Annotated in this window: 23 protein-coding genes; 15 read left to right on the top strand and 8 right to left on the bottom strand. The window is 69.6% G+C overall.

Annotation, left to right across the window (positions count from 1 at the left end):
• Positions 1-32 precede the first annotated feature (32 nt).
• Positions 33-1,475: an NF041680 family putative transposase gene (locus tag RWE79_RS26015; RefSeq protein WP_475946105.1), complete on the top strand. Its 1,443-nt coding sequence runs from the start codon at positions 33-35 to the stop codon at positions 1,473-1,475.
• Here the strand turns inward: RWE79_RS26015 and RWE79_RS26010 are convergent.
• The gene (locus RWE79_RS26010) at positions 1,403-1,741 is read right to left on the bottom strand and encodes an ATP-binding protein (protein ID WP_475946103.1); all 339 of its coding nucleotides are present in this window, start codon (positions 1,739-1,741) and stop codon (positions 1,403-1,405) included. The genes RWE79_RS26015 and RWE79_RS26010 overlap by 73 nt on opposite strands.
• Before the next feature lie 220 nt (positions 1,742-1,961).
• Between RWE79_RS26010 and RWE79_RS26005 the strand changes: the two genes are divergently transcribed.
• Positions 1,962-3,278 carry a helix-turn-helix domain-containing protein gene (locus tag RWE79_RS26005; RefSeq protein WP_475942478.1) on the top strand — a complete coding sequence of 439 codons (1,317 nt, stop codon included), beginning with the start codon at positions 1,962-1,964 and terminating at the stop codon, positions 3,276-3,278.
• Here the strand turns inward: RWE79_RS26005 and RWE79_RS26000 are convergent.
• Together RWE79_RS26000 and RWE79_RS25995 are read right to left on the bottom strand one after the other, a co-directional pair.
• Positions 3,275-3,811: an NUDIX hydrolase gene (locus tag RWE79_RS26000; RefSeq protein ID WP_475942477.1), complete on the bottom strand. Its 537-nt coding sequence runs from the start codon at positions 3,809-3,811 to the stop codon at positions 3,275-3,277. The two genes, RWE79_RS26005 and RWE79_RS26000, sit on opposite strands and share 4 nt — an antisense overlap.
• A 109-nt stretch (positions 3,812-3,920) precedes the next feature.
• Complete coding sequence (locus RWE79_RS25995; protein WP_475942476.1) at positions 3,921-6,305, bottom strand: helix-turn-helix domain-containing protein; 2,385 nt, start codon at positions 6,303-6,305, stop codon at positions 3,921-3,923.
• 72 nt (positions 6,306-6,377) lie between these two features.
• Between RWE79_RS25995 and RWE79_RS25990 the strand changes: the two genes are divergently transcribed.
• Positions 6,378-6,668, top strand: coding sequence for a hypothetical protein (locus tag RWE79_RS25990; RefSeq protein ID WP_475942475.1), 291 nt, complete (start codon positions 6,378-6,380; stop codon positions 6,666-6,668).
• Positions 6,669-7,427: 759 nt separating this feature from the next.
• Here the strand turns inward: RWE79_RS25990 and RWE79_RS25985 are convergent.
• On the bottom strand, positions 7,428-7,820 hold the full coding sequence (locus RWE79_RS25985) for a type II toxin-antitoxin system VapC family toxin (RefSeq protein WP_475942474.1): 393 nt from the start codon (positions 7,818-7,820) through the stop codon (positions 7,428-7,430).
• Positions 7,820-8,053: a hypothetical protein gene (locus RWE79_RS25980; protein ID WP_475942473.1), complete on the bottom strand. Its 234-nt coding sequence runs from the start codon at positions 8,051-8,053 to the stop codon at positions 7,820-7,822. Before RWE79_RS25980 ends, RWE79_RS25985 begins: the two co-directional genes overlap by 1 nt.
• Positions 8,054-8,195: 142 nt before the next feature.
• Here RWE79_RS25980 and RWE79_RS25975 point away from each other — a divergent pair, with 142 nt between their 5' ends.
• A complete protein-coding gene (locus RWE79_RS25975) occupies positions 8,196-8,744 on the top strand; it encodes a 2'-5' RNA ligase family protein (protein ID WP_475942472.1) in 549 nt (182 codons plus the stop codon).
• 142 nt (positions 8,745-8,886) lie between these two features.
• On the opposite strand, the gene RWE79_RS25970 is transcribed toward RWE79_RS25975, so the two are convergent.
• On the bottom strand, positions 8,887-9,792 hold the full coding sequence (locus tag RWE79_RS25970; protein ID WP_475942471.1) for a helix-turn-helix transcriptional regulator: 906 nt from the start codon (positions 9,790-9,792) through the stop codon (positions 8,887-8,889).
• A gap of 294 nt (positions 9,793-10,086) precedes the next feature.
• Between RWE79_RS25970 and RWE79_RS25965 the strand changes: the two genes are divergently transcribed.
• The 8 genes from RWE79_RS25965 to RWE79_RS25930 all read left to right on the top strand — a co-directional run bounded on the left by RWE79_RS25965 (position 10,087) and on the right by RWE79_RS25930 (position 18,962).
• Positions 10,087-10,254 carry a hypothetical protein gene (locus RWE79_RS25965; RefSeq protein ID WP_475942470.1) on the top strand — a complete coding sequence of 56 codons (168 nt, stop codon included), beginning with the start codon at positions 10,087-10,089 and terminating at the stop codon, positions 10,252-10,254.
• A 122-nt stretch (positions 10,255-10,376) separates the two neighbouring features.
• Entirely contained in the window at positions 10,377-14,243 is a 3,867-nt protein-coding gene (locus tag RWE79_RS25960) for an amino acid adenylation domain-containing protein (protein WP_475942469.1), read from the top strand.
• A 36-nt stretch (positions 14,244-14,279) separates the two neighbouring features.
• Positions 14,280-14,504, top strand: coding sequence for a tautomerase family protein (locus tag RWE79_RS25955; protein WP_475942468.1), 225 nt, complete (start codon positions 14,280-14,282; stop codon positions 14,502-14,504).
• Between the two features lie 47 nt (positions 14,505-14,551).
• Complete coding sequence (locus RWE79_RS25950; protein ID WP_475942467.1) at positions 14,552-15,538, top strand: DMT family transporter; 987 nt, start codon at positions 14,552-14,554, stop codon at positions 15,536-15,538.
• Positions 15,535-16,146: a serine O-acetyltransferase EpsC gene (gene epsC, locus RWE79_RS25945; protein ID WP_475942466.1), complete on the top strand. Its 612-nt coding sequence runs from the start codon at positions 15,535-15,537 to the stop codon at positions 16,144-16,146. Before RWE79_RS25950 ends, epsC begins: the two co-directional genes overlap by 4 nt.
• Before the next feature lie 104 nt (positions 16,147-16,250).
• Positions 16,251-17,240 carry a cysteine synthase A gene (cysK, locus tag RWE79_RS25940; RefSeq protein ID WP_475946101.1) on the top strand — a complete coding sequence of 330 codons (990 nt, stop codon included), beginning with the start codon at positions 16,251-16,253 and terminating at the stop codon, positions 17,238-17,240.
• Between the two features lie 5 nt (positions 17,241-17,245).
• On the top strand, positions 17,246-17,737 hold the full coding sequence (locus tag RWE79_RS25935) for a cupin domain-containing protein (RefSeq protein WP_475942465.1): 492 nt from the start codon (positions 17,246-17,248) through the stop codon (positions 17,735-17,737).
• Between the two features lie 4 nt (positions 17,738-17,741).
• Positions 17,742-18,962, top strand: a complete 1,221-nt coding sequence (locus tag RWE79_RS25930; RefSeq protein WP_475942464.1) for an MFS transporter — start codon at positions 17,742-17,744, stop codon at positions 18,960-18,962.
• A 31-nt stretch (positions 18,963-18,993) separates the two neighbouring features.
• Here the strand turns inward: RWE79_RS25930 and RWE79_RS25925 are convergent, their stop codons facing one another.
• Positions 18,994-19,641, bottom strand: a complete 648-nt coding sequence (locus RWE79_RS25925) for a pyridoxamine 5'-phosphate oxidase family protein (RefSeq protein WP_475942463.1) — start codon at positions 19,639-19,641, stop codon at positions 18,994-18,996.
• 104 nt (positions 19,642-19,745) lie between these two features.
• Positions 19,746-20,693 carry a ribose-phosphate diphosphokinase gene (locus RWE79_RS25920; RefSeq protein WP_475942462.1) on the bottom strand — a complete coding sequence of 316 codons (948 nt, stop codon included), beginning with the start codon at positions 20,691-20,693 and terminating at the stop codon, positions 19,746-19,748.
• Positions 20,694-20,850: 157 nt separating this feature from the next.
• Here RWE79_RS25920 and RWE79_RS25915 point away from each other — a divergent pair, with 157 nt between their 5' ends.
• The 3 genes from RWE79_RS25915 (at position 20,851) to RWE79_RS25905 (ending at position 23,214) form a co-directional block, all read left to right on the top strand.
• Positions 20,851-21,210 (top strand): YciI family protein, encoded by a 360-nt coding sequence (locus RWE79_RS25915; protein ID WP_475942461.1) that lies wholly within the window; start codon positions 20,851-20,853, stop codon positions 21,208-21,210.
• Between the two features lie 122 nt (positions 21,211-21,332).
• Positions 21,333-22,607: an RNA polymerase sigma factor gene (locus RWE79_RS25910; RefSeq protein WP_475946099.1), complete on the top strand. Its 1,275-nt coding sequence runs from the start codon at positions 21,333-21,335 to the stop codon at positions 22,605-22,607.
• Between the two features lie 4 nt (positions 22,608-22,611).
• The gene (locus RWE79_RS25905) at positions 22,612-23,214 is read left to right on the top strand and encodes a TIGR03086 family metal-binding protein (protein WP_475942460.1); all 603 of its coding nucleotides are present in this window, start codon (positions 22,612-22,614) and stop codon (positions 23,212-23,214) included.
• Positions 23,215-23,238: the final 24 nt, after the last annotated feature.

Raw genomic sequence — 23,238 nt, 5'->3', positions numbered from 1 at the left:
GAATGCACGTGACCAAGACGAAGGCCGTGAGGGTGAGTCTGCTGCCTGATGCTGTCCGGCGGGAAGCGTTCGCGGAGGCGTCACGCTTCCGGGGTGAGTTCTACGAGTGTCTGACCGCTCGGCGCGATGAGTTGTTCGAGTTGGTGGACGCGGTGCTGTGTGCGGACGGTGCGGTGAAGTCCCCGGTGGACCTGACCCTGTTGCCCGAGCATCGTCGTGGGCACGGAGCGATGTACGGCGGCCTGAATCGCGGCCGGATCGACGTCGATCGGCTGCGGACGGTGCTGGCCGGGCTGCCGCTGCCGCGTTTCGAGGGCGGGCGCCTGGTCCTGGCGGTCGATGTGTCACCGTGGCTTCGTTCGGACGCGCCGTGCTCGGCCGAGCGGCTGTTCTGCCACGTCTACGGCAGGGCGAAGACGGCGTCGCAGTTCATTCCGGGCTGGCCCTACTCCTTCGTCGCCGTGTTGGAGTCCGGCGCCTCGTCATGGACCGCGATCCTGGACGTGGTCCGGCTCGGCCCGGCGGACGACGCGACCGCCGTCACCGCCGGCCAGCTGCGAGGCGTCGTCGAACGGCTCATCACTGCGGGCCAGTGGAAACCCGGCGACCCGGACATCACCATCGTCGCCGACGCCGGCTACGACGTCACCCGCCTGGCCTGGGTGCTGCGGGACCTGCCCGTCGAGATGATCGGCCGCGTCCGCTCCGACCGCGTCATGCGCCTGCCGAGGCCACCGCGGACGCACGGCGTCAACGGCCGGCCGCCCAAGCACGGCCCGGAGTTCCGCTTCGCCAAGCCGGAGACCTGGCCCGAACCCGCGATCACCACCGCCACCGCGACCACGAACTACGGGAAAGCCGAAACCCAGGCATGGGACCGGGTCCACCCCCGGCTCACACACCGCTCCGCCTGGCTCGACCACGAAGGCGAACTTCCCCTGATCGAAGGCACCTTGGTCCGGCTGAAGGTCGAGCATCTGTCGAAGGTACGGGACGCTCCGCCGGTGTGGTTGTGGTCCTCGAAGACCGGCGCCGCCCCGGACGACATCGACCGTTGCTGGCAGGTCTACCTGCGCAGATTCGACCTTGAGCACACGTTCAGGTTCGCAAAACAGACCCTTGGCTGGACGACCCCGAAACTCCGCACTCCGGAGGCAGCGGACCGCTGGACCTGGATTCTGATCGTCGCCCACACCCAGCTCCGGCTTGCCCGGCCGCTCGCCGCAGACCTCCGCCGGCCGTGGGAGAAACCCACCGCCTCCGACCGGATCACCCCGGCCCGGGTCCGCCGGGGGTTCAGGAACATCCGCGCTCACCTCGCCTGCCCGACCCGTGTTCCCAAACCCACAGGCACTGGGCCCGGACGGCCACCCGGCGCCAAGAACAAACGCAGGGCACCCCGCTACGACGTCGGCAAGACTGTCAAACGCCCCGAGACCCTCAAGGCCATCGGCAAGCCTGGAAGATCCTGGTAGATAAAGATCAAGCTCAGTCGATGTGCCCAAGCGAAGACACGGAGCGTGAAGCCACGAGCGGGAGAAGCCGCGTGGACGAGGGCGTTCGTGGCCATCTCGCTGACGCACAGCCTTATGTCCTCGGCCGGTTCCGTGATGTTCCAGCGAGCCAGGGCATCCGCCACGAAGTGCCGCGCATCGGCGACAGCGGTCAAGCTGTCGGGGAACGACCGCTCGTAGGAGTCGAGCGGGATTCCGCCATCCACACCGTCTTGCAACGTCGTCATTCGCACCGCTTCCTCCATGAGAAGCCGACGGCCTCCTCGAAGGCGTCCAAGTGATCTCACCCGCCTACGCCCGAAGACGCGTGGCAAGCGCAAGATCAGCTTGGCTCGGGTGACGGGCCGCGAATAAGGCCCACCTGATTACCCAACGTGGGTAACCTTTCTGGAACGCCGAGTTCGCCGAACGCCGTGTCAGAAACCCTCGGAGGGAGGGAATCCGACGATGCCCGCTCCGGAGGGACCGCGCGAGCTGCCCGCCGCGCTGCTGCGCGATCCGGATATGGTGCGAGCCTGCCGGATCCGGGACTTCTCCGCGATCTTCCATCTCGTACGGCGACGAGCAGGGATCTATCTCTCTCGCATCGCGGCTCTGTGCGGGATGACACCGAGCCGCGTCGGCGAAATCATGAGCGGCCGGCGCAAGCTGGCCCACATCGACGTCATCGAACGCGTAGCCGACGGGCTCCGCATTCCCGGTGGCATGCTCGGGCTCGCCCACCGTCCATGGGAAATCCCATCGCGGGCCGTGGTCACCGAACCTGAGTCCGCCCGAATTCCGGTGGCAAAGCAGGCGGAGGAACCTGAACGGGGCGAAACGAGGACCTTGGACGACGTCCTGTCGCTCGTCGACGAAGGCCGCGTCACCCGCTCCACACTCGCCGCGATCCAGTCATCCATCGAGGACTACTGGCGACGCGACGACCAGCACGGCGGAGCAGCCCTCCGCCCGGCCGTCGTCGGCCAACTACGGCACGTCCAGCACCTCCTGGGCACCACCGCCGCAGGCGATCTGAAACGCGGCCTGCACTCCCTCGCAGCCGAGTTGGCCCGGCTCGCGGGCTGGGCCTACTTCGATGCCCGCCGCTACAGCACCGCCCGCTCCTACTTCTCCCAGGCTCTCCGCCTCGCGAAGGACATCGACGACCGGCAGCTCATCGCCAACATCCTGTCGTCCATGAGCCTGCTGGCCACCTACGAGGGCGGCGCCGCCGAAGCGGTCGCCCTTGCCTGTGCCGCCCAGGACACTGCCCGCGACACCACGCCGTCCGCACTCGTGATGTCCATGCTCCACCTGCGCGAAGCCTTCGCCCTCGCGTCACTCAACGATCCGGTCGCCTGCCACAAGGCCCTCGCCAAGGCCCACCAGCAGTTCGAAGGCGCCGCAGACGAAGGCCCGGCGCCACAGTGGGTGCGCTACTTCGACGAGACAAAGCTCGTCGTCGACACCGGCATCGCCCTCGCGCAACTCGGCGAACCCCACAAAGCCGAACCACTCATCGCCGAGGGCTTCCGCCGCGAGAACGTCACCCAGGCACGCGGCCGCGCCTTCCACGCCTTCTGGCTCGCCACCACCCAACTGCAGAAAGGAGCCCTGGACCAAGCCTGCGACACCGCCGGCCTCGCCCTCGATCTGGCGACCAGCGTTGACTCACCCCGCGTGACCGGCCATGTCCGCGAGTTCCACGCCCGACTCCAGCCGTATGCCCGTGAGATCCCGGTGATCGCCTTCGAGGCCCGGATGCGCCAAGCCTTCTCCTAGCCCGCCGTGGCCTCGTCCAGCAGCAGGTAGAGCAGTCCAATGAGGGATCCGCTGCTGACGACCTCGCGGCGGTCGATCATCCCCCGGATGTCCTTGAGCGGGATCCACTCGATCCGGTCGGATTCGTTCTTCTCCGTCGGTGGACCGCTGTACGTGGCCGCGTCAGCGCGAAAGACGTAGTGCTCCGAGTCGGTGATGCCGTTGGCCGGCTGCCCGTAGATCAGCGGCTTCGCTCCCTCGACCCTCCAGCCCGTCTCCTCCTCGACCTCGCGTACGGCCGCCTGCTCCGGAGTCTCGTCCGCCTCGATCAGACCCATCGGGAGTTCCCACGCCCACGTGTCCGTGATGAACCGGTGCCGCCACATCATCAGCACCCGCTTCTGGTCATCCACCACGGCCGTGACCGCCAGGTGGCGCATCCGTACGACGTGATGCTCCCACCGCCGCCCGTCGGGCTGCTGGACGTCTACCAGCCAGAGGTTAACCCAGGGGTTGTTGTAGATCTGCCGCTCACCGTGGATCTCCCACTGCATACGCCCAGCCCCTCTCAACGCCAGAACTCCAGCATGTCAGCTCAGCCAGCCGCTGGGCGATGCGGCGGATGGCGAGGGCGGAGAAAGGCGCTGAGCAGCTACAGTGCTCCTATTCCGCGCTCCACGGAGATGAGGGTGAACCATCCGGTTCCAGCCCGTACTGCCATCTCCCGTGGCCCAGCAGTGGGCGGAGATGGCCAGCGTCGGCGGCGTGCCGGTAGAGGGCGTCGAGTCCCTCCTGGTCCCCGGTCTCTCCCCGCATTCGTTCCAGGTCGCGCAGGATGTAGAAATCACCAGCATCGGCAGCCTTCAGGGCAAGTGCTTCGGCGCCTTCTCGGTCCCCGGCCTCCTCCCGTATCCGTGCCAAGTGGGCGGGGGTGGGGCCGCCGTTGGCCTCCGCGGCCTGCCCGAAGGCGGATTCGGCGCCCTCCAGGTCCCCGACGTCGAGCCGGTCTCGCCACAGATCCAACAGCGGGGAAATGTCACCGCCGTCGGCAGCTTCCCGGGCGATGGCTTCGGCACTTTCCCGGTCCCCAGTTTCCTCCCGCATCTGCGCCAGGATGGTGAAGCACAAGGTATCGCCAGCGCCGGCGGCTTCCCGGGCGATGACTTCGGCACTTTCCCGGTCCCCAGTTTCCTCCCGCATCTGCGCCAGGATGGTGAAGCACAAGGTATCGCCAGCGCCGGCGGCTTCCCGGGCGATGACTTCGGCACCATCCCGGTCCCCGGCGTCCTCTCGCATCATCATCAGGTCGGACAGGGAATTGGGGTCACCGGCTTCGGCAGCCCGCAGGTAAAGGACTTCGGCACCCTCCAAATCTCCGATCCGTTCCCGCAACCGCGCCAGGCCACGTATCGCATCTGGGTCACCGGCGTCGGCGGCCCGCCGATAAAGGGCCTCGGCACCGTCCCAGTCCCTGGCCATCTCCAGTCTCTGGCCCAAAAACTTTAGGCCTCTGGGGTCCCCAGCGTCCGCAGCCTGCCAGAACAGAGATTCAGCGCCCTTCCGGTCCCCGACGTCCTCCCTCACCCAGGCCACTTTGATCATGGCACCAGGGTGGCCGGCCCCGGCAGCTCGGAGGCGGAGGTGGTGGGCCCATTGTGAACGGCCCATGTTCTCGGCGGCTTCAGCGAGGTTGTTGAGGTCGCCGGGGTGAGTGAGATGGGTGTGAGCGGCGTGCCAGAAGGATGCTGGTGGGCAGAGTAGACGGCGGGCGGTCCGCCCGTGCTGTTCGAGGTAGTCAGCGAGGCGGAGCATAGGACCCGTTGGTGGGGCCGCCGCACTGGTCGGCGTCGGACCGATCGGAGGATGACGCGTGGGTCGGGGGCTTGTGCGGCCTAGCGGGACCTGCTTGCCGTGGACGGGGCGGGCGAGGTCCCCGTAGGCGGCTTCTGCCCAGTCGTTGGTGAGTCGGTTCCAGTCATCGTCGGTGAGATAGTGGGCGGCGGCGTCGGTGAGGAACGCTTGGGGGAGATGGAGCCCCATCCCGAGACGGCGGGCGTCCATCGCGGCTTCCAACAGAGCCCGGACGGCCGGGGCGCCATGCTTGTAGCGGCGCAGCAGTTCGGGGGCGCCAGCGAGGTCCTGGGCGACGCGCCCGTGGGTGCCAGCGCGGGTAAGGGCATCCGCCAACAGCCGGTCACCGTCATGGGCGAGGAATGCGGCAGTTCCGAGTGCGTCCTGGTTGAAGGTGTCGGGGACAGCCACTGTGCGGCCGGCGAGCAACTCGCGGGTGCGGCTGTGCGGGTCGGGACTGCCCGGTCTGGGGATGGCGGTGTATTGATCCTCGTACTCGGGCCAGAGGGTTCCCAGGATGAGGATCGGTCCGCGGCTGGCATCGATGAGGAGGGTATGCAGGGCGGCGGAGATACGCTCGCCTGCTTGCGGATCGCCGAGGTAGTGCTGGGCTTCGTTGAACCACACCACCGTGTGCGGCGCGACGCGTTCGAGGTCGGCGAGTGCTGCTTCGGCCCGTGTCGGGTCGTAGGGATGCCAGAGTAACCACCCCGCTGTGGCAAGCGGCTGGACGGCCTCCCAGCAAGCCCGTGTCTTGCCCGTAGACGACGAACCGACCAGAACTAACATCCGGCTGTGGCCTTCCATAACTTCGCCCACCGCCTGAACCAGCACCTGGTCGTGGGCACGGCGGACGTAGCCGGACAACGCCCGTACCGAGCTGGCTGATGCGGCGGATCCGGATGGATGGACCTCCAGGTCGTGCGGATCCCACTGTCCGATTGGCCTGCCAGGTCCCTCGCCGCGCCCGGGCACCGAATCGCTCCGGGGTGCGGCAGCCCTGCGCCGAAGATCCAGCAACTCCGCTTCTGACACGCCGAGTACTCGGGCCAGCGCCACGACCGTTTCAGCCGACGGGACTGCCCCATCCGCCCGGAACACTTCCTGGACAGTCGTTCGGCCCAACCCCGACCGGGTAGAGAGCTGGGTCTTGGTCAGCCCTTTGTAAGCCAGCCCATCGCTGAGCTTGTCGCGCAACCTGGCCAGCGGACTTTCCCGTCCATCGAGTTCCTCGCTTGGCATCAGGCCCCCAGCCGCATGTGTTCGCCGATGTTCATCATCGTTCGGCCGAACCACGGCGAACATCACTTCGGCGAACCTCGGTCACATCAGCATCCCACCGTATGCAGGGAGATCATCGTGACCCGTTTCGCCGTCGTCCTACTGGCCGCCGCCGTGGTCGTTGTCTTCGCGCTCCTAGCCGCCGCTGCCGCAGGCACACTGGCCCGCCTTGATGGCGCCACCTACCCGGCCACTTTGATGCGTGCTGCCGCTACCTTCGCCGCTGTGATCACCCTCGCCACTGCCGTCGCCGGCGTGCTCACCCAATACCCCATCTGAACGAGAGTGAACGCGTCGCCCTGCAAGAGGAGCGTGCTCAGCTCAGCTTGACCGGGGTCTGATGCAGTGCTTTCCGGCTTGCCGGGTCGCTTGAACACTTGCACGCGACGAAAGTCCATCAGAGGCCGATTTGTCCTACATATGTTGCGCTTCAACAGCTGACCTTGCAAGCCAGCAAGCTCTGCGTGCGAACACCCCCAGTCCGCAGAGAGTCCGCAAGACAGTCGATCATCACCATCCGGAGCCAACGCCACCAAACAAAGAAGGGCCAGGTCAGCAGCCCGTAGCAGTCATCGCCGCAGGTCACCGACCCGGCCCGTTACTAGGAGACCAAGAAGGCCTGATCCCGCGCTACGCCGCACGACCCGCGGCGATGACTTGATCTGGAATCTTCGGCCCGCACCCGGTCCGTGGTGGACGCCGAGCACGGAGTCCACCACGGACCGGGTGCGGTCGTCTTCTCCGGGCCACGAGGGCATCTCGCCGAGCATCTGCCGCACCTGGCCGACAGTCGGCGGGACGACGTCCTCGTCGGCGAGAGGCCGAAGTGTGATGCGTCGGCAGGTGGCTGACGGGATGACCCGGTCCTCAACGGCTGCCGCCATCAGGCGCACCAGCACGTGGTAGACGTTCCTGACGCTGCCGGGGCCGAGCCGCTCGGACAGATTTCCGCGTACCCGGACCGTCAGGCGTGTGCCGGGCAGCAACTGGATGTCGGGGTAGGTGTCGGCACGGATTCGCCCTCTGGGCCGGCGTCCTTCACGCTGGCATGTCGACGGTGAGTCCGGCTCCCGCGGCCGCATCGGCCAGTCGTTTGTCGTAGGTGACGAACGAAGTCAGTCGTGATCGGATATGCAAGGCCGTGCCGAGATGGATGGCGTCGAGGCTCCTCACCGTCACCGGTTTCAGTGTCTGAGCGAGGATGCGAATGCTCGGATCCAGATCCACCAGATCGATGAGGTCCAGGACTGGGTGGAGCCGCGCGACAGCTTCCGGCGCGTGTCGTGCCAGTGCTCGAAACGACTCGACCTCGACCAGCGTGGAACTGATCCACCCGGTGTCGGCGCGCTCATCCAGCCAGTCGCGCAAGGCCTGCGATTCGGACTCGGCGTGGACGAGTTTGACGACGGCGGCCGAGTCCAGATAGATCATCAGCGTTCATCCCCCCGGCTGCGAGAGATCTCCTCGGAGATGTTGACGCCGTCAGGCTCGCCCAGCGGCATGCTCAGAACTGCGCGGCGCATCGCGGCGGCGCGCTCCTTGCGCATGGCGCTCTCCAGCACGGCCTGCCGGATGGCGGCCGAACGCGAACTGCCGTCGCGGGTGAGAATGTCCAGGGCGCGCTCTGTCTCTATATCACTGCGGATGGTGATGGTGTCGGCCATACCGGAAGTGTAAGACATGTCGTCTTACGGCACAGACCCTGGTCGGCGGCGGCTTCGTCCTCGTCGTGCGTCAGTTCGTAGAGGGTGGTGTCGGCCGGTCGTTGTGTGGTCTGATCGGCTCGGTCGTGATCAGCGGGGATTCATGCCGGAAGACGAGTCGGGCCGGTATCAGGCAGGCGAAACGGTGCTGCTGGTCAAGGTGCCCGAAGCCGAGCCGCTCGTGGGCGGATGGCGTCAGCGGTTCGATTCCTCGGCCGGAGCCAGGGTCCGGGCGCATGTGACGGTGCTCTGTCCGTTCCTGGACCACACCCGCATCGATGCCGACGTGCTCGGCACGCTTGGAGTATTCCTGGGAGCCCATCGGGCCTTCGACGTTCGGTTCCAGGCCTGCGGGCAGTTCCCGGACGTGCTCTTCCTGGTGCCGGCACCGGATGATTCGCTGCGGGCTCTCACCCGAGCCGTCTGCGAACAATGGCCGGAGGCCCCGCCCTATGGGGGCCGGTTCGCCGAGGTCGTCCCGCACCTGACGGTTGCCCACGGTCAGGAGCGGAGCGTATTCGACGAGATCGAGGCAGACCTCACCGGCCGCCTGCCGGTCACGGCCCACGTCTCGTCGGTTCAGCTCCTGGTCTGCGGCGGCGAATACTGGCACGAGCGGGCGGCGTTCCCCCTGCTGGGCCGGGAGACCTGAAGCGGTTGCGCGTGCGCACTCGCGCAAGGTCAGTCCTTCAGACGAAGAGGCGCGGTCCCGACGAGCATGCCTCCAGGCTCACCCGCGAGCAGAAGGGCACCGCTTCATCGCGACCCGCTGGAGGGTGCGGGCCCGGCGCGGTTCACTTCAGCAGGGCGCGGTCCCCGGTGAGGTAGCCGGCCTGGAATCTGCTCTCCGCGCCGAGCTGGTCGAAGATCTCGGCGACGTACTTGCGGCAGGTGCGCAGCGAGACCCCGAGCCGGCGGGCCATGGTCTCGTCCCGCACGCCCTCGCTGAGCAGACGCAGGATGTTGCGCTGGACGTCGCTGAGGCCTCCCGTGTTCAGGCGGCTGTCGCTGAAGGGCAGGGCCAGGTCCCAGGCCCGGTTGAAGGCGCCGTAGAGGAACGAGATGGTCGAGGGGTCCCGGATGACGGCTGCCCCGCCGGGCACGGAGTGGTGCGGGATGAAGACCACCGAGCGGTCGAACCCGATGAGCCGGCCGAAGAGTTCGGGGCTGGTACGGACCTCGGCGCCGGAGCCGGTGACCCGCTCGACGTACTCGCTGGTCGGCACATGGTGGCGGGCGGAGTGCTGGTAGAGCGTCCGCATCCGGACGCCTCTGCCGAGCAGTTCGGTGTCGCGGGCCGCGGCCTGTTCCAGCTGCTCGGGCGGGCGGCCTCCGCCCGGCTGGCAGGTGATCATCTCGACCTTGCACCGCGCGCTGGCCTCGTCGACCAGGGAGAGCACATCGGAGAGCGATCCGAGCACCTCCACCGAATACTGGCCGGTCCGTGCCTCACCCAGGGCGGAATAGAGATCCGCCAGTTCGTCGAAGGACTGGCGGGAACTGTTCAGTTCGACCATCATCTGTCGCAGTCTGGACTCGGTGGCCGCCATACGGGCCGCCGCGATTTGCGGATTGAGCACCCGCCACCGTATTCGCGGACCCTCGCGTCCGGCGTCGTCCGCGCCTTCGCCGCCCTCGTCGGCGTCCGACCCCGAGGTGTCCCGCGACTCCATCAGATGGACGCCGGCCAGGGCCTCCATCGCCTCGTGTGCCTCGGCATGCGAAAGACCCAGTACATCCGCCGTTTCATCCGTTGAAACAAATCCTCGGGCGATGGCCCATTTATAGACCCGCATTTGTGTCGCACTGAGCCTCCAATCGGGCGCGGACTCGCCGAAAACACCCTTATTGTCCATTTCGCCCCCCTGCAGCTTACTGTTTGCATCATCATGGCGGCGGAGGGTGGTTGAAGACAAGACGGAAACCGCGACATGCTCCTGAGGTGGTCGAATTCAATCGGGCGACCACGGTACGAGTACGGGAGAGCGGAGAACATGACGTCGTTTCGGATCGCCACCGCAGCAATCCTCGCGGCTTGGGCGTTGGCCTTGACCGCGACCGGCGGTGCTATTTCCCAGAAGGAAATCAACCCGGCCGGAATCCTGGCCGCAGAAACCGGAACAGGAAGCTCCATAGCGCTGGACGACAGCGGCTGGGGCTGACTCGGAGCCGCACGGGCGCACCGGGCATCCGTTTTCATCGAGCCGAAAGAGACGAAGACTTGACCTCCAAGGAATTCGGCGAAATAAAGGACGCATTCCCCGTCGGCGAGTGCCTTCCTCACATGCTCCGGGAACAGCTGCAGAAGAACCCGGACGACACGGCGGTGGTGCACGGAAGCGAGACCCTCACCTACCGCGAGCTGGTCAGGGCCGGCGAGGAGCTGGCCGCGTATCTCCGGCACCTCGGTGTGACCGGCGACGAATGCGTCGGTGTTTTCGCCGAACCGTCGGCCGATCTGATCACCGGCGCCTGGGGAATTCTCTTCGCCGGCGGCGCCTATCTGCCGCTGTCGCCCGACTACCCGGAGGAGCGGCTGCGCTACATGCTCACCGACTCCGGCACCAGGGTGGTCTTCTCCCAGCAGCGGCTCCGGTCCCGGCTCACGGAACTGGCCCCCGAGGGGACCGTGATCGCCACCCTGGAGGACGCCGCCGCGTTCGCGAGCTCACGGCCCGCCGCGACCGGGGAGCCCGGATCGGCCACAGCCGCCGAGGACAGCGGGCCGGACCCGCGGAGCCTGGCGTACGTCATCTACACCTCGGGCAGTACCGGACAGCCGAAGGGGGTGATGATCGAGCACCGCGGCATCGCCAACCAGATGCGCTGGCTGCGCGACGCTCACAACCTGGGGCCGGGCAGGATCGTGCTGCAGAAGACGCCCATGAGTTTCGACGCCGCCCAGTGGGAGATCCTGGCGCCCGCCTGCGGCAGTGAGGTCGTCATCGGCGGCCCGGGCATCCACCGGGATCCGGAGCGGCTGATCGACGCCGTCGTACGGCACCGGGTGACGACCCTGCAGTGTGTTCCGACGCTGCTCCAGGCGCTCGTGGACACCGAGGAGCTGGGCCGCTGCACCTCGCTCACCCAGATCTTCAGCGGCGGGGAGGCCCTTTCCGCCGCCCTGGCCGAGGCCTGCCTCGACGCGCTGCCGGGGTGCGAACTGGTCAACCTCTACGGTCCGACCGAGTGCACCATCAACTCCTCCGCCTTCGCGGTCGCACGGGCCGCCACGGCCGACGATTCCCCCTCGGTGCCGATCGGCACCCCGGTGGCCAACACCCGTTACTACATCCTCGACGGCAACCGGACGCCGGTGCCGGAGGGCGGGACCGGCGAGCTGTACGTCAGCGGCGTCCAGTTGGCGCGCGGCTATCTGCACCGGCCGGAGCTGACGGCGGCCCGCTTCACCGACAACCCGTTCACCACGGACGACGGACACGAGCGGCTCTACCGCACCGGCGACCTGGCCCGCTGGAACGCCGACGGCACCGCCCAGTACGTCGGCCGGGTGGACACCCAGATCAAACTGCGGGGCTTCCGGATCGAGCTGGACGAGATCCGGCTGCGGATCGAGACGCACGACTGGGTGCGCAACGCCGCCGTCATCGTCAAGAAGGACCTGCGCACCGGCTTCGAGAACCTGGTCTCCTTCGTGGAGCTCAACCCGAAGGAGGCGGCCCTGATGGACCAGGGCAACCACGGCGCGCACCACCAGTCGAAGTCGAGCCGGCTCCAGGTCAGGGCCCAGCTGTCCAACCGGGGCTGCCGCGACACCTCCGAACTCGACGGGAAGCCCGTGGTCGACCTCCCCGGCCGGGAACCGACGCGCGAGCAGCGGCGGCTGGCCTTCGGCCGCAAGACGTACCGGTTCTTCGAGGGCGGCCCGGTCGGCCGGGCCGACATCCTGCGGTTACTGGGACGCCGGGTCCGCGGCACCGACTCCCGTGACCCCCAGGATCTGAGCCGCTTCGAACTGGGCAGGATCCTGCGGTACTTCGGGCAGTACCTGAGCGAGGAACGGCTGCTGCCGAAGTACGGCTACGCCTCTCCCGGTTCCCTGTACGCCACCCAGATGTACTTCGAGGTCGACGGTGTCGCCGGCCTGGAGCCGGGCTTCCACTACTACCACCCCGTACATCACCGGCTGGTACTGATCAGGCCGAAGACGGCCGGCGGCGACCCCCGGATCAAGGTCCACTTCATGGGCAAACGGCGGGCCGTCGAGCCGGTCTACCGCAACAACATCCAGGAGGTCCTGGAGATCGAGACCGGCCATATGGTCGGACTCTTCGAGGAGATCCTCCCCGGCCACGGGCTGGGCATCGTTCCCCTGGAGTACACCCCGGCCGCCCGGGACCACCTGGAGTGCGCCGCCGAGGACTACTACCTGGGCACCTTCGAGATCGTCCGCTACACCCCGCCGGCCCCGGACGACGACTCCCTGGAGATCTACGTCCAGCCGCATCCGGGCAGTGTCGACGGCCTGCCCGCCGGCCAGTACCGCTACCGGGACGGCGACCTGCTGCGGATATCGGACGAGCTTGTCCTGAAGAAGCACGTCATCGCCATCAACCAGCAGGTGTACGAGCGGGCGAGCCTGGGGATCACCGTCATCAGCCGGTCGGACCGGGGATGGCTGCGATATGTCGAACTCGGCCGGAAGCTCCAGCATCTGCAGATGAACGACCTGAACTTCGGCTTCATGTCCTCCGGTTACAGCTCCAAGACCGGGAACGACCTCCCCTCGGCGAAAAGGATGCGGCAGATCCTGGAGGCCACGGGCCGGGCAGGGGCAGCCACGGGCCGGGACGGCGGAGCCCCGGGCCCGGACGGCGCCGCTTCCTACTTCTTCGTCGGCGGCCGCGTGAGCGACGAGCAGATCCGCGGCGAGGACATGAAGGAGGACGTGGTCCATATGAAGGGCCCCGCCGAGCTGATCAAGGACGACCTGGCGGCGTTCCTGCCCGACTTCATGGTGCCCAACCGGGTCACCGTGCTGGACCGGCTCCCGCTCACCGCCAACGGGAAGATCGACGCCAGGGCCCTGGCCGCGCTGGAGACCCCCGACAGCACGGACGCCCGGCCCACCGACCGGCCGTTCACCGCGCCGCGCACGGAGACCGAACGCCGGGTCGGCGAGATCTGGAAGAAGCTGATGAAACGGGACACCGTCTCGGTTCTCGACGACTTCTTCGAGTCCGGCGGCAACTCACTGCTCGCGGTCGGGATCATCAACCGGATCAACCGGGAGTTCGGCGGCTCGCTTCCGCTGCAGGTGCTCTTCGACTCGCCGACCGTGGAGAAACTGGCGCTGCGGGTGGACGACGAGACCGCAGGACCGGTCTCGCGCCTGGTGCTCCTGCGGCCCGGCGGCGACGCGGCTCCGGTCTTCTGCTGGCCCGGCCTGGGCGGCTACACCATGAACCTGAGGCCGCTGGCCGACGCGGTCGCCGGTGAACAGCCCTTCTACGGAGTGCAGGCGCACGGGATCAACGAGGGCGAGACTCCGTACCCCACCATCAAGGAGATGGCCGCGGCCGACGTCCGGGCCATCAAACGGCTCCAGCCGGAGGGGCCCTACACACTCTGGGGCTACTCCTTCGGCGCCCGGGTCGCCTTCGAGACGGCCTACCAGCTGGAACAGGCCGGTGACCGGGTCACCAGTCTCTTCCTGATCGCTCCGGGATCGCCGGCCGTACGGTCGTCGGACGGGGCCGCGTACCGCCACGAGACGGCCTACCGCAACCAGGCCTATCTGACGATCCTCTTCTCCGTCTTCGCCGGAACCGTCACCGGGCCGGTCCTGGAGGAGTGCCTGCGCGTGGCCCGGGACGAGGACAGCTTCGCCTCGTTCATCGCGGACCGGTACCGGCATCTCGACCGCGATCTGGTGAAGCGCGTCATGAGGGTCGTACAGCGCACCTACCAGTTCAGGTACACCTTCGACGAACTGCTGGAACGGCGGATCAGCGCGCCCGTGACGATATTCAAGGCCCGGGGCGACGACTACTCGTTCATCGAGAACAGCAGCGGCTATTCCGCGCACAACCCGGCCGTCGTCGAGATCGAGGCGGATCACTACGGAATTCTCAAGGCCCCCCAGGTGGACGGGCTGATCGAGATGATCCGCCTGCTGCCCATCCACTGAAAAAGCCGATCACCTGAACACGACAGGAGGCCCACCATGCCCCACGTCAACATCAAGTACTTCCCGGTGGCGATCAGTGAGGAACAGGAGTCGGAACTCGTCGACGCGCTCGCCGGGGCGATCACCGAGGCCTTCGGCTGCGACAAGGGGGTCATCTCCATCGCGCTGGAGCCCGTCGACACCGACTCCTGGCATGAGCAGGTCTACCTTCCGGAGGTCGTCGAACGCAAGAACCTCCTGGTCAAGAAGCCGAACTACTGATTCTCGGCGCCCAGTCCGCTGTCGAGATATCCACCCACGGAGGGTTGATGAAGAACGCGACCGTTGTCCGATTCCTGCTGCTGGCATCGTTGTGGGGAAGCAGTTTCACCTTTATCAAGGTGTCCCTGGAGGGCCTGACGCCCAGTCAACTGGTGCTGACCCGGCTGCTCCTGGGCGCCGCGGTACTCCTGGTGATCGCCGGGATCCGCAAGGTGGGCCTGCCCCGCTCGGGCGCCGTCTGGGGCCACGTCGCCGCAGCCGCGCTGTTCGGGAACGTCATTCCGTTCCTCCTGCTGTCGTACGGGGAGCGGACCACCGGCGCCGGAATCGCCGGAGTCCTGGTCGGCGGCACCCCGCTGCTCACCCTGACCATCGCCACGGCGGTGCTGCCGGCCGAACGGGCCACTCCCCGCAAGGCGATCGGGCTGGTCATCGGCTTCCTGGGCGTGGTGCTGGTGATCGGCCCGTGGAGCGAGGCCCTCGGTTCCACCGGCGGCCGGCTGGCCTGCCTGGGCGCCGCGCTGAGCTACGCCACCGGCTTTGTGTACGTACGCAAGTTCCTGTCCCCCCTGGGGCTCGCGCCGCTGGCCGCCGCCGGCTCCCAACTCGTGGCGGCCGCCACGCTCCAGGCCGTGGTCACCCCCTTCCTGGCCTGGGACACACCGCACTTCACCGGCCGGGTGACCGGCAGCATCATCGTCCTGGGCCTGTTCAGCACCGGCCTGGCCTACGTGCTGTACTTCCGGCTCATCGGCGATGTGGGGGCCACCACCGCCTCCGCGGTCAACTACGTGGTCCCGGTGGCCGCGGTCCTGATCAGCGTGGCCGCCCTCGGCGAGCCGGTGACCTGGAACCTGGTGGCCGGCGGAGTGGTGGTGCTGGTCGGCATGGGCTGGGCGGAGAACCGCGTAGGACAGCTCCGCGGGACACCGGCCGGTCAGGCACCGGCCCCGGCACCGGCACCCGCTCCCGCCCCGGCACCGGCTCCGGCGCCCGCCCCGGCGCGGGCACCGGCCGTCGAGGAGTCCCGGTGAGCGTCCGCCGGCTGTACCGCGCTGCCGTCCGCGACCTGGACATGATCCGGGACCGCGACCCCTCGATGCGGTCCCGCGGCGAGGCACTGATGCACCCCGCCGTGCCCGCGATCTGGGGCTACCGCGTCGCGCACCGGCTGCACCGCCGTGGCCTGCGGCGCACGGCCCGGCTGCTGTCGGGGATCGCCCGGGTGGCGTCGGGCGGTATCGAGATCCACCCGGGGGCCCGGATCGGCCGCGGCTTCTTCATCGACCACGGGTCGGGCGTGGTGATCGGCGAGACCGCGGTCATCGGCTGCGATGTCACCGTCTTCCACCAGGTGACGCTGGGCTCGGTCGGCTGGTGGCACGACCAGCGGCGGCCGCAGGGCTCACGCCGGCACCCCCAGGTCGGCGACCGGGTCGTGATCGGCGCCAACGCCACCCTGCTCGGCCCGATCACCGTCGGCCACGACACGGTGATCGGCGCCCAGGCCCTCGTCATCCGGGACGTCGCGCCCGGCTGCCGGGTCCTGGCGCCGGTCGCGGACGCCGTTCCCGTCCCCGTACGCCGCGGCAGCCGTACCGGCCGTCCCCAGCACCTGGCCGCCGCCTTCCCCACCTGGTGACCCGCACCCGGCACCCGGCAGCAAGCCCCGGACCCGGCCCAACGAAACGGAGTGCACCGCGTTGACAACGACCAAACGACCGCCCGCAGCCTCCCTGGAGGGACCTGATCGGCGGCACCCCGACCGTCCGGCTGGACCTCGGCCCCGACGGCACCGGCACCACCGTCCTGGCGAAACTGGAGATGGCCAACCCGCTGTCGAGCGTGAAGGACCGTACCGGGCTCTACATGATCGAGGCCGCCGAGAAGCGCGGCCTGCTGAGCCCCGGCGAGGGCACCGTCGTGGAGGCGTCCTCCGGCAACACCGGCATCTCGCTGGCCGCGCTGTCGGCCGCGCGGGGCTACCGCTGCGTGATCGTGCTGCCGGACAGCGCGACCACCGAACGGATCCAGCTGCTCCGGGCCTTCGGGGCGGAGGTGGTGCTCACCCCGCACGAGAAGGGCTATGTGGCCGCGATCGAGAAGGCCGAGGAGATCCACCGGCAACGGCCCGGCTCCTGGTTCGCCCGCCAGCACGAGAACCCCGACAACGTCCAGGCGCACTACGCCACCACCGGCCCCGAGATCTGGGCCGACACCGACGGCCGGATCGACGTCTTCGTCTGCGGCGTCGGCACCGGCGGCACCCTCAGCGGCACCGCCCGCTACCTCAAGGAGCGCAACCCCGCCGTCCGGGTGGTGGCTGTCGAGCCGGAGCGCTCCCCCGTACTGAGCCAGGGCTGGGGCGGCCTGCACCGGATCCCCGGCCTCAACGGCGGATTCGTCGCCGACACCACCGACACCGGCATCATCGACGACATCCTCACCGTCTCCGACGACGACGCCTTCGCCGCCGCGCGCGGCCTGGCCCGTACCGCGGGCCTGCTGGTCGGCGTCTCCTCCGGCGCGGCCGCGCACGCCTGCCGCATCCTCGCCGCCCGGCCCGAGTACGCCGGGAAGACGATAGTCACCCTGTTCCCCGACACGGGTGAGCGCTATCTGTCCTGGCTGCAGGCCGCCGACGAAAGCGAGGCGGCCGAGGCGGCCGAGGCCGCCGGGGCCGCCGGCGCGCCCGCGGACGGCTCGACCATCACTGACCACGAGACGACGGAGTAGGTCCCATGACACAGCTGCCCACCATCCTGCTTCCCGGCGAGGGCGAGTCGGTACAGATCGGCACCACCACCAACACCACCTTCAAGGCCACCGGCGGCGCGACCGACAACCGCCTGGGCATGTACGAGCACCGCATGGATCCCGGCGCGCCCGGCGCCTCGCCGCACATCCACCGCGAGCAGCTGGAGGCCTTCTACGTCCTGGACGGCGTGGTCGAACTGCACCTCGACGGGAAGACCTTCGCGGCGCCGCGCGGGACCTTCGTCAACGTCCCCGAGTCCATGTCGCACGGCTTCCGCAACCCGTACCAGGACCAGGCGACGATGCTCATCATCTTCACCCCCGCCCTGAACCGCGAGGAGTACTTCAGGGGCCTGGCCGAGCTGTACCAGGACGGCAACCGGCCCAGCGAGGGAGAGCTGCTGGACCTCATGGCCCGGTACGACCAGTTCGAACTGAGCCTGGACGGAACGGTTCCCGGCTGGGGCCGCCACTGAGCCGGTGACCGGCATCCCTCCCCATCACGGCCGGACGCTGCGGGGCCCTGTCCTCGCGGCGTTCGGCGGTTTCGCGAGCTTCTACCTCCTGCTGTCCGTCGTCCCCCGGTACGCCGTCGACGGGGGCGCCGGTCCGGCCGGGGCCGGTCTGTGCACCGGCGCGCTCATGCTCGCCACGATCGCCGTCCAGCCCCTGACGCCCCGGCTGCTCGCCAGGGCCGGACGGCGCCGGACCCTCGCCTCGGCCGGGGCGCTGCTCGCACTGCCCTGTTTCCTGCTGCCCTGGTCGGCGGAGCCGACCGTGCTGGCCGCGCTGGGGGCGGTACGGGGGCTGGGCTTCGGGATCTTCGTCGTGGTGAGCGTGGCGCTCGTCGCCGAACTCGTCCCCGCCGGGCGCTGGGGCCGGAGCATGGGCCTGTACGGGGCGCTGGTCGGGCTCGCCGGGGTCATCGGGTCACCGCTGGGGCTGGCGATGGCCCGCCGGGCGGCCTACGGGTGGACCTTTGTGCTGGCGGGCTGCTCGGCGCTGCTCGTGGTCGCCGCCGCGGCCGGTGTCGGCTCCGGCCGCCCTGCCCCGGACACCCCGGCCGACGCCCCCGCCGACGCCGACGCCGCGGGCAGGGCGGGGGCCGGGGCGCGGGCGCCGGTGCGGGCCGGAGGCATGCTGCGGGCGCTCGGCGCACCGTTCCTGGTCGAGGCCGTGAGCACCACCGCGTACGGCGTGGTCTTCACCTTCCTGCCGCTGGCGGCCGGCCGTGGCCCCGCTTGGGCGGCGCCGGCCGCCCTGCTGGTCGTCCAGCTGACCGCCGCCCTCTCCCGCTGGGTCTCGGGCGGCGTCATCGACCGCCACGGCGGCGGGCGGCTGCTCGGCCCGGCGATCCTGACCGCCGCGGTCGGCGTGACCGCCGGGGCGGCACCCGGTGACCCGGTCGTCATGATCGCGGGCATGGCGCTCTTCGGGGCCGGTTTCGGCGTGATCCAGAACGCGGCCCTGGTGGTGACGCTGCACAACGCCCGGGACTTCGGGCTCGGCGTCGGAAGCGTGACCTGGAATCTGGCCTTCGACGCCGGCACCGGCTTCGGCGCGGCCGGCGGCGGCCTGGTCGCCGAGGCCGCCGGCGGCACCGGGGCGGTCTTCCTCACCGCGTCGCTGCTGCTGGCGCTCTCCCTGACGGCCGTCCGCCGGTCGGCCCGGCCACTGCGGGCCGGGGCCGGGGTGCCCTGATCAGCGGGCCGGGGCCGGGGTGCCTGGCTGATCAGCGGGCCGCGATGTGCGGCGGCACGGCCGTCCCCGGCGGCAGCGCGGGGTCCGGCTCGGGGTCGCCCCAGGTCGTACGGAGCGGGAGGACGCCGGCCCACAGCCCCAGTGCGGCGTCAGGGCTGTCGCCGTCGTCCGGCGGCCCGGAACGGAGCTTGACGGAGGCCTCGTCGAGGGCGAGCGCGAGCAGCGAGGTGGCGGCCAGTTCCCGGCGGTCGGGGCGGCGGGCGTAGTCCCACTGCCCCGGGGCGGCCTGCTCGGTGAGGCAGCGCAGCCCGGCAAGCTTCTCGTCGGCGTCGGTGACCTGACGCGGGACGCCGTAGACCATGGCACTGCGGTAGTTGACGCCGTGCTCGAAGACCGAGCGGGCCAGCACCAGACCGTCCACATGGGTCACGGTCACGCAGACCGTCGTGCCCGGCGAGGCGGTCAGGCTGCGGCTGGCCACCGACCCGTGGAGGTAGAGGGTGTCGCCGTCGGAACCGTAGACGGTGGGCACCACCATGACGGCCCCGTCGACCAGGACCCCGAGGTGGCAGACGAAACCCGCCCGCAGGATCGCGTCGAGCTCCGCCCGGTCCCGGCTGCCCTGCTCACGGAGCCGGCGGTGCCGGGTGCGGTCGGTTTCGCGCAGCGTGGAAGACATGGGCCGAGACTACTGAATCAGCGAGACATGCGACAGATTCCGACAGAATCCGTTGCCGGATGGGAATCGATCGACGGATTCGGTCGGTGCTCCAGGTGTCCGCTCTAGGCGTCGAAGAGCGCGCTGACCGACTCCCCGTTGTGGATCCGCCGGATCGCCTCGGCCAGGGCCGGGGCGATGGACAGCACCCGCAGCTTCTCCGTCCGCTGCCCCTCGGGGACCGGCACACTGTCGGTGCAGACGATCTCCAGGACCTCGGGCTGCTCGCCGATCCGCTTCAGGGCCCCGCTCGCGAAGAGCCCGTGGGTGCAGGCCACCCGCACCGAGGCCACCCCGGTCTCCCGGAGGCGTTCCAGCAGCTCCAGTACGGTGCTGCCCTTGGCGATCTCGTCGTCCAGGACGATCACGTCCCGCCCGGCGACGTCGCCGATCACCGCCGAGATGCTGACCCGGTCGTCGGCGAAGCGCTGCTTGGCCCCGGCCGCCACCGGCACGCCCAGCAGCCGGGCGAAGGCCGCGGCCTCCTTGGCGTTGCCCAGGTCGGGGGAGACGACGACGGCGTTGCTCAGGTCGTACTGCGCGAAGTGGGCGGCCAGTTCGCGCAGGGCGTGCAGATGGTCGACGGGGACGCTGAAGAACCCGTGCACCTGCGGGGAGTGCAGGGTCAGGGCCAGCACCCGGCTGGCGCCGGCCGCCACCATCAGGTCGGCGACGAGGCGGCCGCCGATGGAGATCCGCGGGCGGTCCTTCTTGTCGGACCGGGCGTAGGAGTAGTGCGGCATCACGACGGTCGTACGGGCGGCGGAGGCGCCACGCGCGGCGTCGAGCATGAGCAGCAGCTCGACCAGGTTCTCCTGCACGGGACGTACCAGCGGCTGGACGATGAAGACGTCCCGCTCGCGGCAGTTGGCCTGGAGCTGCACTTCCAGGCAGTCGTTGGCGAAGCGGTCCACCCGCACCGGATACAGCGGTACGTCCAGGTGGGAGCAGATGTCGGCGGCCAGCTCGGGATGGGCGCTGCCGCTGAACACGGCGATGTCTCGCTCTCGCACGGAACGGTCCTTTGCGTTCGGTTGATCGTTTCGTGGCGTGCCGAACTCTATCGGCACATCCGCGGGAAGAAACTTCGGCCGACGTGTCGATCCGGGCCACTCCCGTTCGACGCGTAAGCAGAAGGCCGGACCACGGCCCACCGACAGGAGTCACACCATGCGCTACATGTCATTGGTCAGGATCAACGAGGACGCCGTGCCCGCCGACGGCCCCGGCCCGGAACTGATGGAGGAGATGGGCAGGCTCATCGACGAGATGACCAAAGCCGGGGTGCTGCTCGACACCGCCGGCCTGCGCCCGCCCGCCGAGGCCACCCGGCTGCGCTGGAACCACGGCGAGCTGACCGTCACCGACGGGCCGTTCACCGAGACCAAGGAGTTCATCGGCGGCTACGCCGTCATCCAGGCGAAGTCGAAGGAGGAGGCGATCGAGTGGACCAAGCGCTTCCTTCGGGTCCACGGCGACGACTGGGACGTCACCTGCGAGCTGCGCCAGGTCGAGGAGCCCGAACTCTGATCGCTTGCCGCCGCCCGGGACGGCTGCTCTGATGGGTGGCTGTGACGACGGGTGCGGGTGCGGGTTCGGGTACGGGTACGGGTACGGGCTCAAGCGCGGGTACGCACGACGCGCGCGGGGCGATCGAGGCGGTGTGGCGGATCGAGGCCGCCCGGGTGATCGCGGCGGTGGCGCGGATCGTCCGCGACCTCGGCATCGCCGAGGAGCTCGCGCAGGACGCGCTGGTGGCCGCGCTCGAACAGTGGCCGGAGTCCGGTGTCCCGGACAATCCGGGCGCCTGGCTCACGGCCACGGCCAAGCACCGGGCGATCGACCTGGTACGCCGCCGGGAGCGCTACGCGCGCAAGCTCGAAGAGCTGGGCCACCGGCTGGAGACGTCCGGCGCGCCCGACCCGGAGCGGGACTTCGCGGCGGCCGAGGCGTCCGCCGACGGCGTGGTGGACATCGAGGACGACCTGCTGCGGCTGGTGTTCACCGCCTGCCATCCGGTGCTGCCGGCCGAGGCACGGGTGGCCCTGACCCTGCGCCTGCTGGGCGGCCTGACGACCGCCGAGATCGCGCGGGCCTTCCTGGTCACGGAGGCGGCCGTCGCGCAGCGCGTCGTCCGGGCGAAGAAGACACTGGCGAAGGCCGGGGTGCCCTTCGAGGTGCCGCGGGGGCAGCGGCGGGCCGAGCGGCTGGCATCGGTCCTGGAGGTCATCTACCTGATCTTCAACGAGGGCTACTCGGCGACCGCCGGCGACGACTGGATGCGCCCCGGGCTGTGCGAGGACGCGCTGCGGCTCGGCCGGGTCCTCGCCGGGCTGATGCCCGGGGAGCCCGAGGTGCACGGGCTGGTCGCCCTGCTGGAGATCCAGGCCTCCCGCGCGGCCGCCCGGACCGGGCCGTCCGGGGAACCGGTGCTGCTCGCCGACCAGGACCGGCGACGCTGGGACCACCTGCTCATCCGCCGCGGTTTCGCCGCCCTCGCCCGTGCCGACGCATGCGCGGCGGCTCGGGGCGGTGCGGGCGGCCGGGGCGGCGCGCCGGGCCCGTACGCCCTCCAGGCCGCGATCGCCGCCTGCCACGCGCGGGCCTTCACCCCCGGCGAGACCGACTGGCCGCGCATCGCCCGGCTCTACGAGGCCCTGGCCGGGCAGGTGGCCTCACCGGTGGTGGAGCTGAACCGGGCGGTCGCGGTGGCAATGGCGTACGGGCCGCAGAAGGGGCTCGAACTGGTCGACGAGCTGGCCGGTGAACCCGCGCTGCGCGGCTACCATCTGCTGCCCAGCGTGCGCGGTGATCTGCTGATGCGGCTCGGCCGCCGCACCGAGGCACGCGCGGAGTTCGAACGCGCCGCGGCCCTGACCCGCAACGCGCGCGAACGCGCGCTGCTGCTGGATCGCGCGGGACAATGACGCCATGACCTCCGACCAAGGACACCCGAACGCGGAGCACGACGGGCAGCTGCGCACGCACGCCCTGGCCATCGGTTTCTTCTCGGCGGGCGTGCACAGTGTGGGCGACCACCAGTGGGACGCGGGCACCCCCTGCGCGGACTGGTCCGTACGTGACCTGGTGAACCACCTGGTGGTCGAACAGCTGTGGGTGCCGCCCCTGGTGCGCGACGGACAGACGATCGCCGAGACGGGTACGGCCTACGACGGCGACCAGCTCGGCGCGGACCCGGTGGGCGCCTGGGACCGGTCCGCCGGGCAGGCGCGCGCCGCCTTCGAGGAGCCGGGGGCGCTGCTGCGCACCGTGCACCTGTCGTACGGCGACACCTCGGCCGGCGCCTACTGCGGGCAGATGACCGCCGACGCCGCGGTGCACGGCTGGGACCTGGCGCGGGCGGTAGGCGCCGACGAACGGATGCCGGACGGGCTGGCCGCCGCCTGCCTGCGCGAGGTGAAGCCGTACGCCGCCGGTCTGCCCGGCACCGGGCTGTTCGCGGCGGCGGTCACCCCGCCGCCCGGGGCCGACGACCAGACCAGGCTGCTGTGCCTGCTGGGCCGGGAACCCTGACCCGCAACCCCGACCCCGGAACCG

This window comes from Streptomyces sp. RLA131, from assembly GCF_056270125.1.
Note: the sequence above shows the minus strand (reverse complement) of the source record. Positions and strands in the feature narration are given on the sequence as shown.

What these genes read in the sequence shown, in the direction of transcription:
- RWE79_RS26010 (WP_475946103.1), bottom strand. Translation starts at nt 1,741, where the DNA reads ATGACGACGTTGCAAGACGGTGTGGATGGCGGAATCCCGCTCGACTCC.
- RWE79_RS26005 (WP_475942478.1), top strand. Translation starts at nt 1,962, where the DNA reads ATGCCCGCTCCGGAGGGACCGCGCGAGCTGCCCGCCGCGCTGCTGCGC.
- RWE79_RS26000 (WP_475942477.1), bottom strand. Translation starts at nt 3,811, where the DNA reads ATGCAGTGGGAGATCCACGGTGAGCGGCAGATCTACAACAACCCCTGG.
- RWE79_RS25990 (WP_475942475.1), top strand. Translation starts at nt 6,378, where the DNA reads ATGTTCATCATCGTTCGGCCGAACCACGGCGAACATCACTTCGGCGAA.
- RWE79_RS25985 (WP_475942474.1), bottom strand. Translation starts at nt 7,820, where the DNA reads ATGATCTATCTGGACTCGGCCGCCGTCGTCAAACTCGTCCACGCCGAG.
- RWE79_RS25980 (WP_475942473.1), bottom strand. Translation starts at nt 8,053, where the DNA reads ATGGCCGACACCATCACCATCCGCAGTGATATAGAGACAGAGCGCGCC.
- RWE79_RS25975 (WP_475942472.1), top strand. Translation starts at nt 8,196, where the DNA reads ATGCCGGAAGACGAGTCGGGCCGGTATCAGGCAGGCGAAACGGTGCTG.
- RWE79_RS25970 (WP_475942471.1), bottom strand. Translation starts at nt 9,792, where the DNA reads ATGGAGGCCCTGGCCGGCGTCCATCTGATGGAGTCGCGGGACACCTCG.
- RWE79_RS25965 (WP_475942470.1), top strand. Translation starts at nt 10,087, where the DNA reads ATGACGTCGTTTCGGATCGCCACCGCAGCAATCCTCGCGGCTTGGGCG.
- RWE79_RS25960 (WP_475942469.1), top strand. Translation starts at nt 10,377, where the DNA reads ATGCTCCGGGAACAGCTGCAGAAGAACCCGGACGACACGGCGGTGGTG.
- RWE79_RS25955 (WP_475942468.1), top strand. Translation starts at nt 14,280, where the DNA reads ATGCCCCACGTCAACATCAAGTACTTCCCGGTGGCGATCAGTGAGGAA.
- RWE79_RS25950 (WP_475942467.1), top strand. Translation starts at nt 14,552, where the DNA reads ATGAAGAACGCGACCGTTGTCCGATTCCTGCTGCTGGCATCGTTGTGG.
- RWE79_RS25935 (WP_475942465.1), top strand. Translation starts at nt 17,246, where the DNA reads ATGACACAGCTGCCCACCATCCTGCTTCCCGGCGAGGGCGAGTCGGTA.
- RWE79_RS25925 (WP_475942463.1), bottom strand. Translation starts at nt 19,641, where the DNA reads ATGTCTTCCACGCTGCGCGAAACCGACCGCACCCGGCACCGCCGGCTC.
- RWE79_RS25915 (WP_475942461.1), top strand. Translation starts at nt 20,851, where the DNA reads ATGCGCTACATGTCATTGGTCAGGATCAACGAGGACGCCGTGCCCGCC.
- RWE79_RS25905 (WP_475942460.1), top strand. Translation starts at nt 22,612, where the DNA reads ATGACCTCCGACCAAGGACACCCGAACGCGGAGCACGACGGGCAGCTG.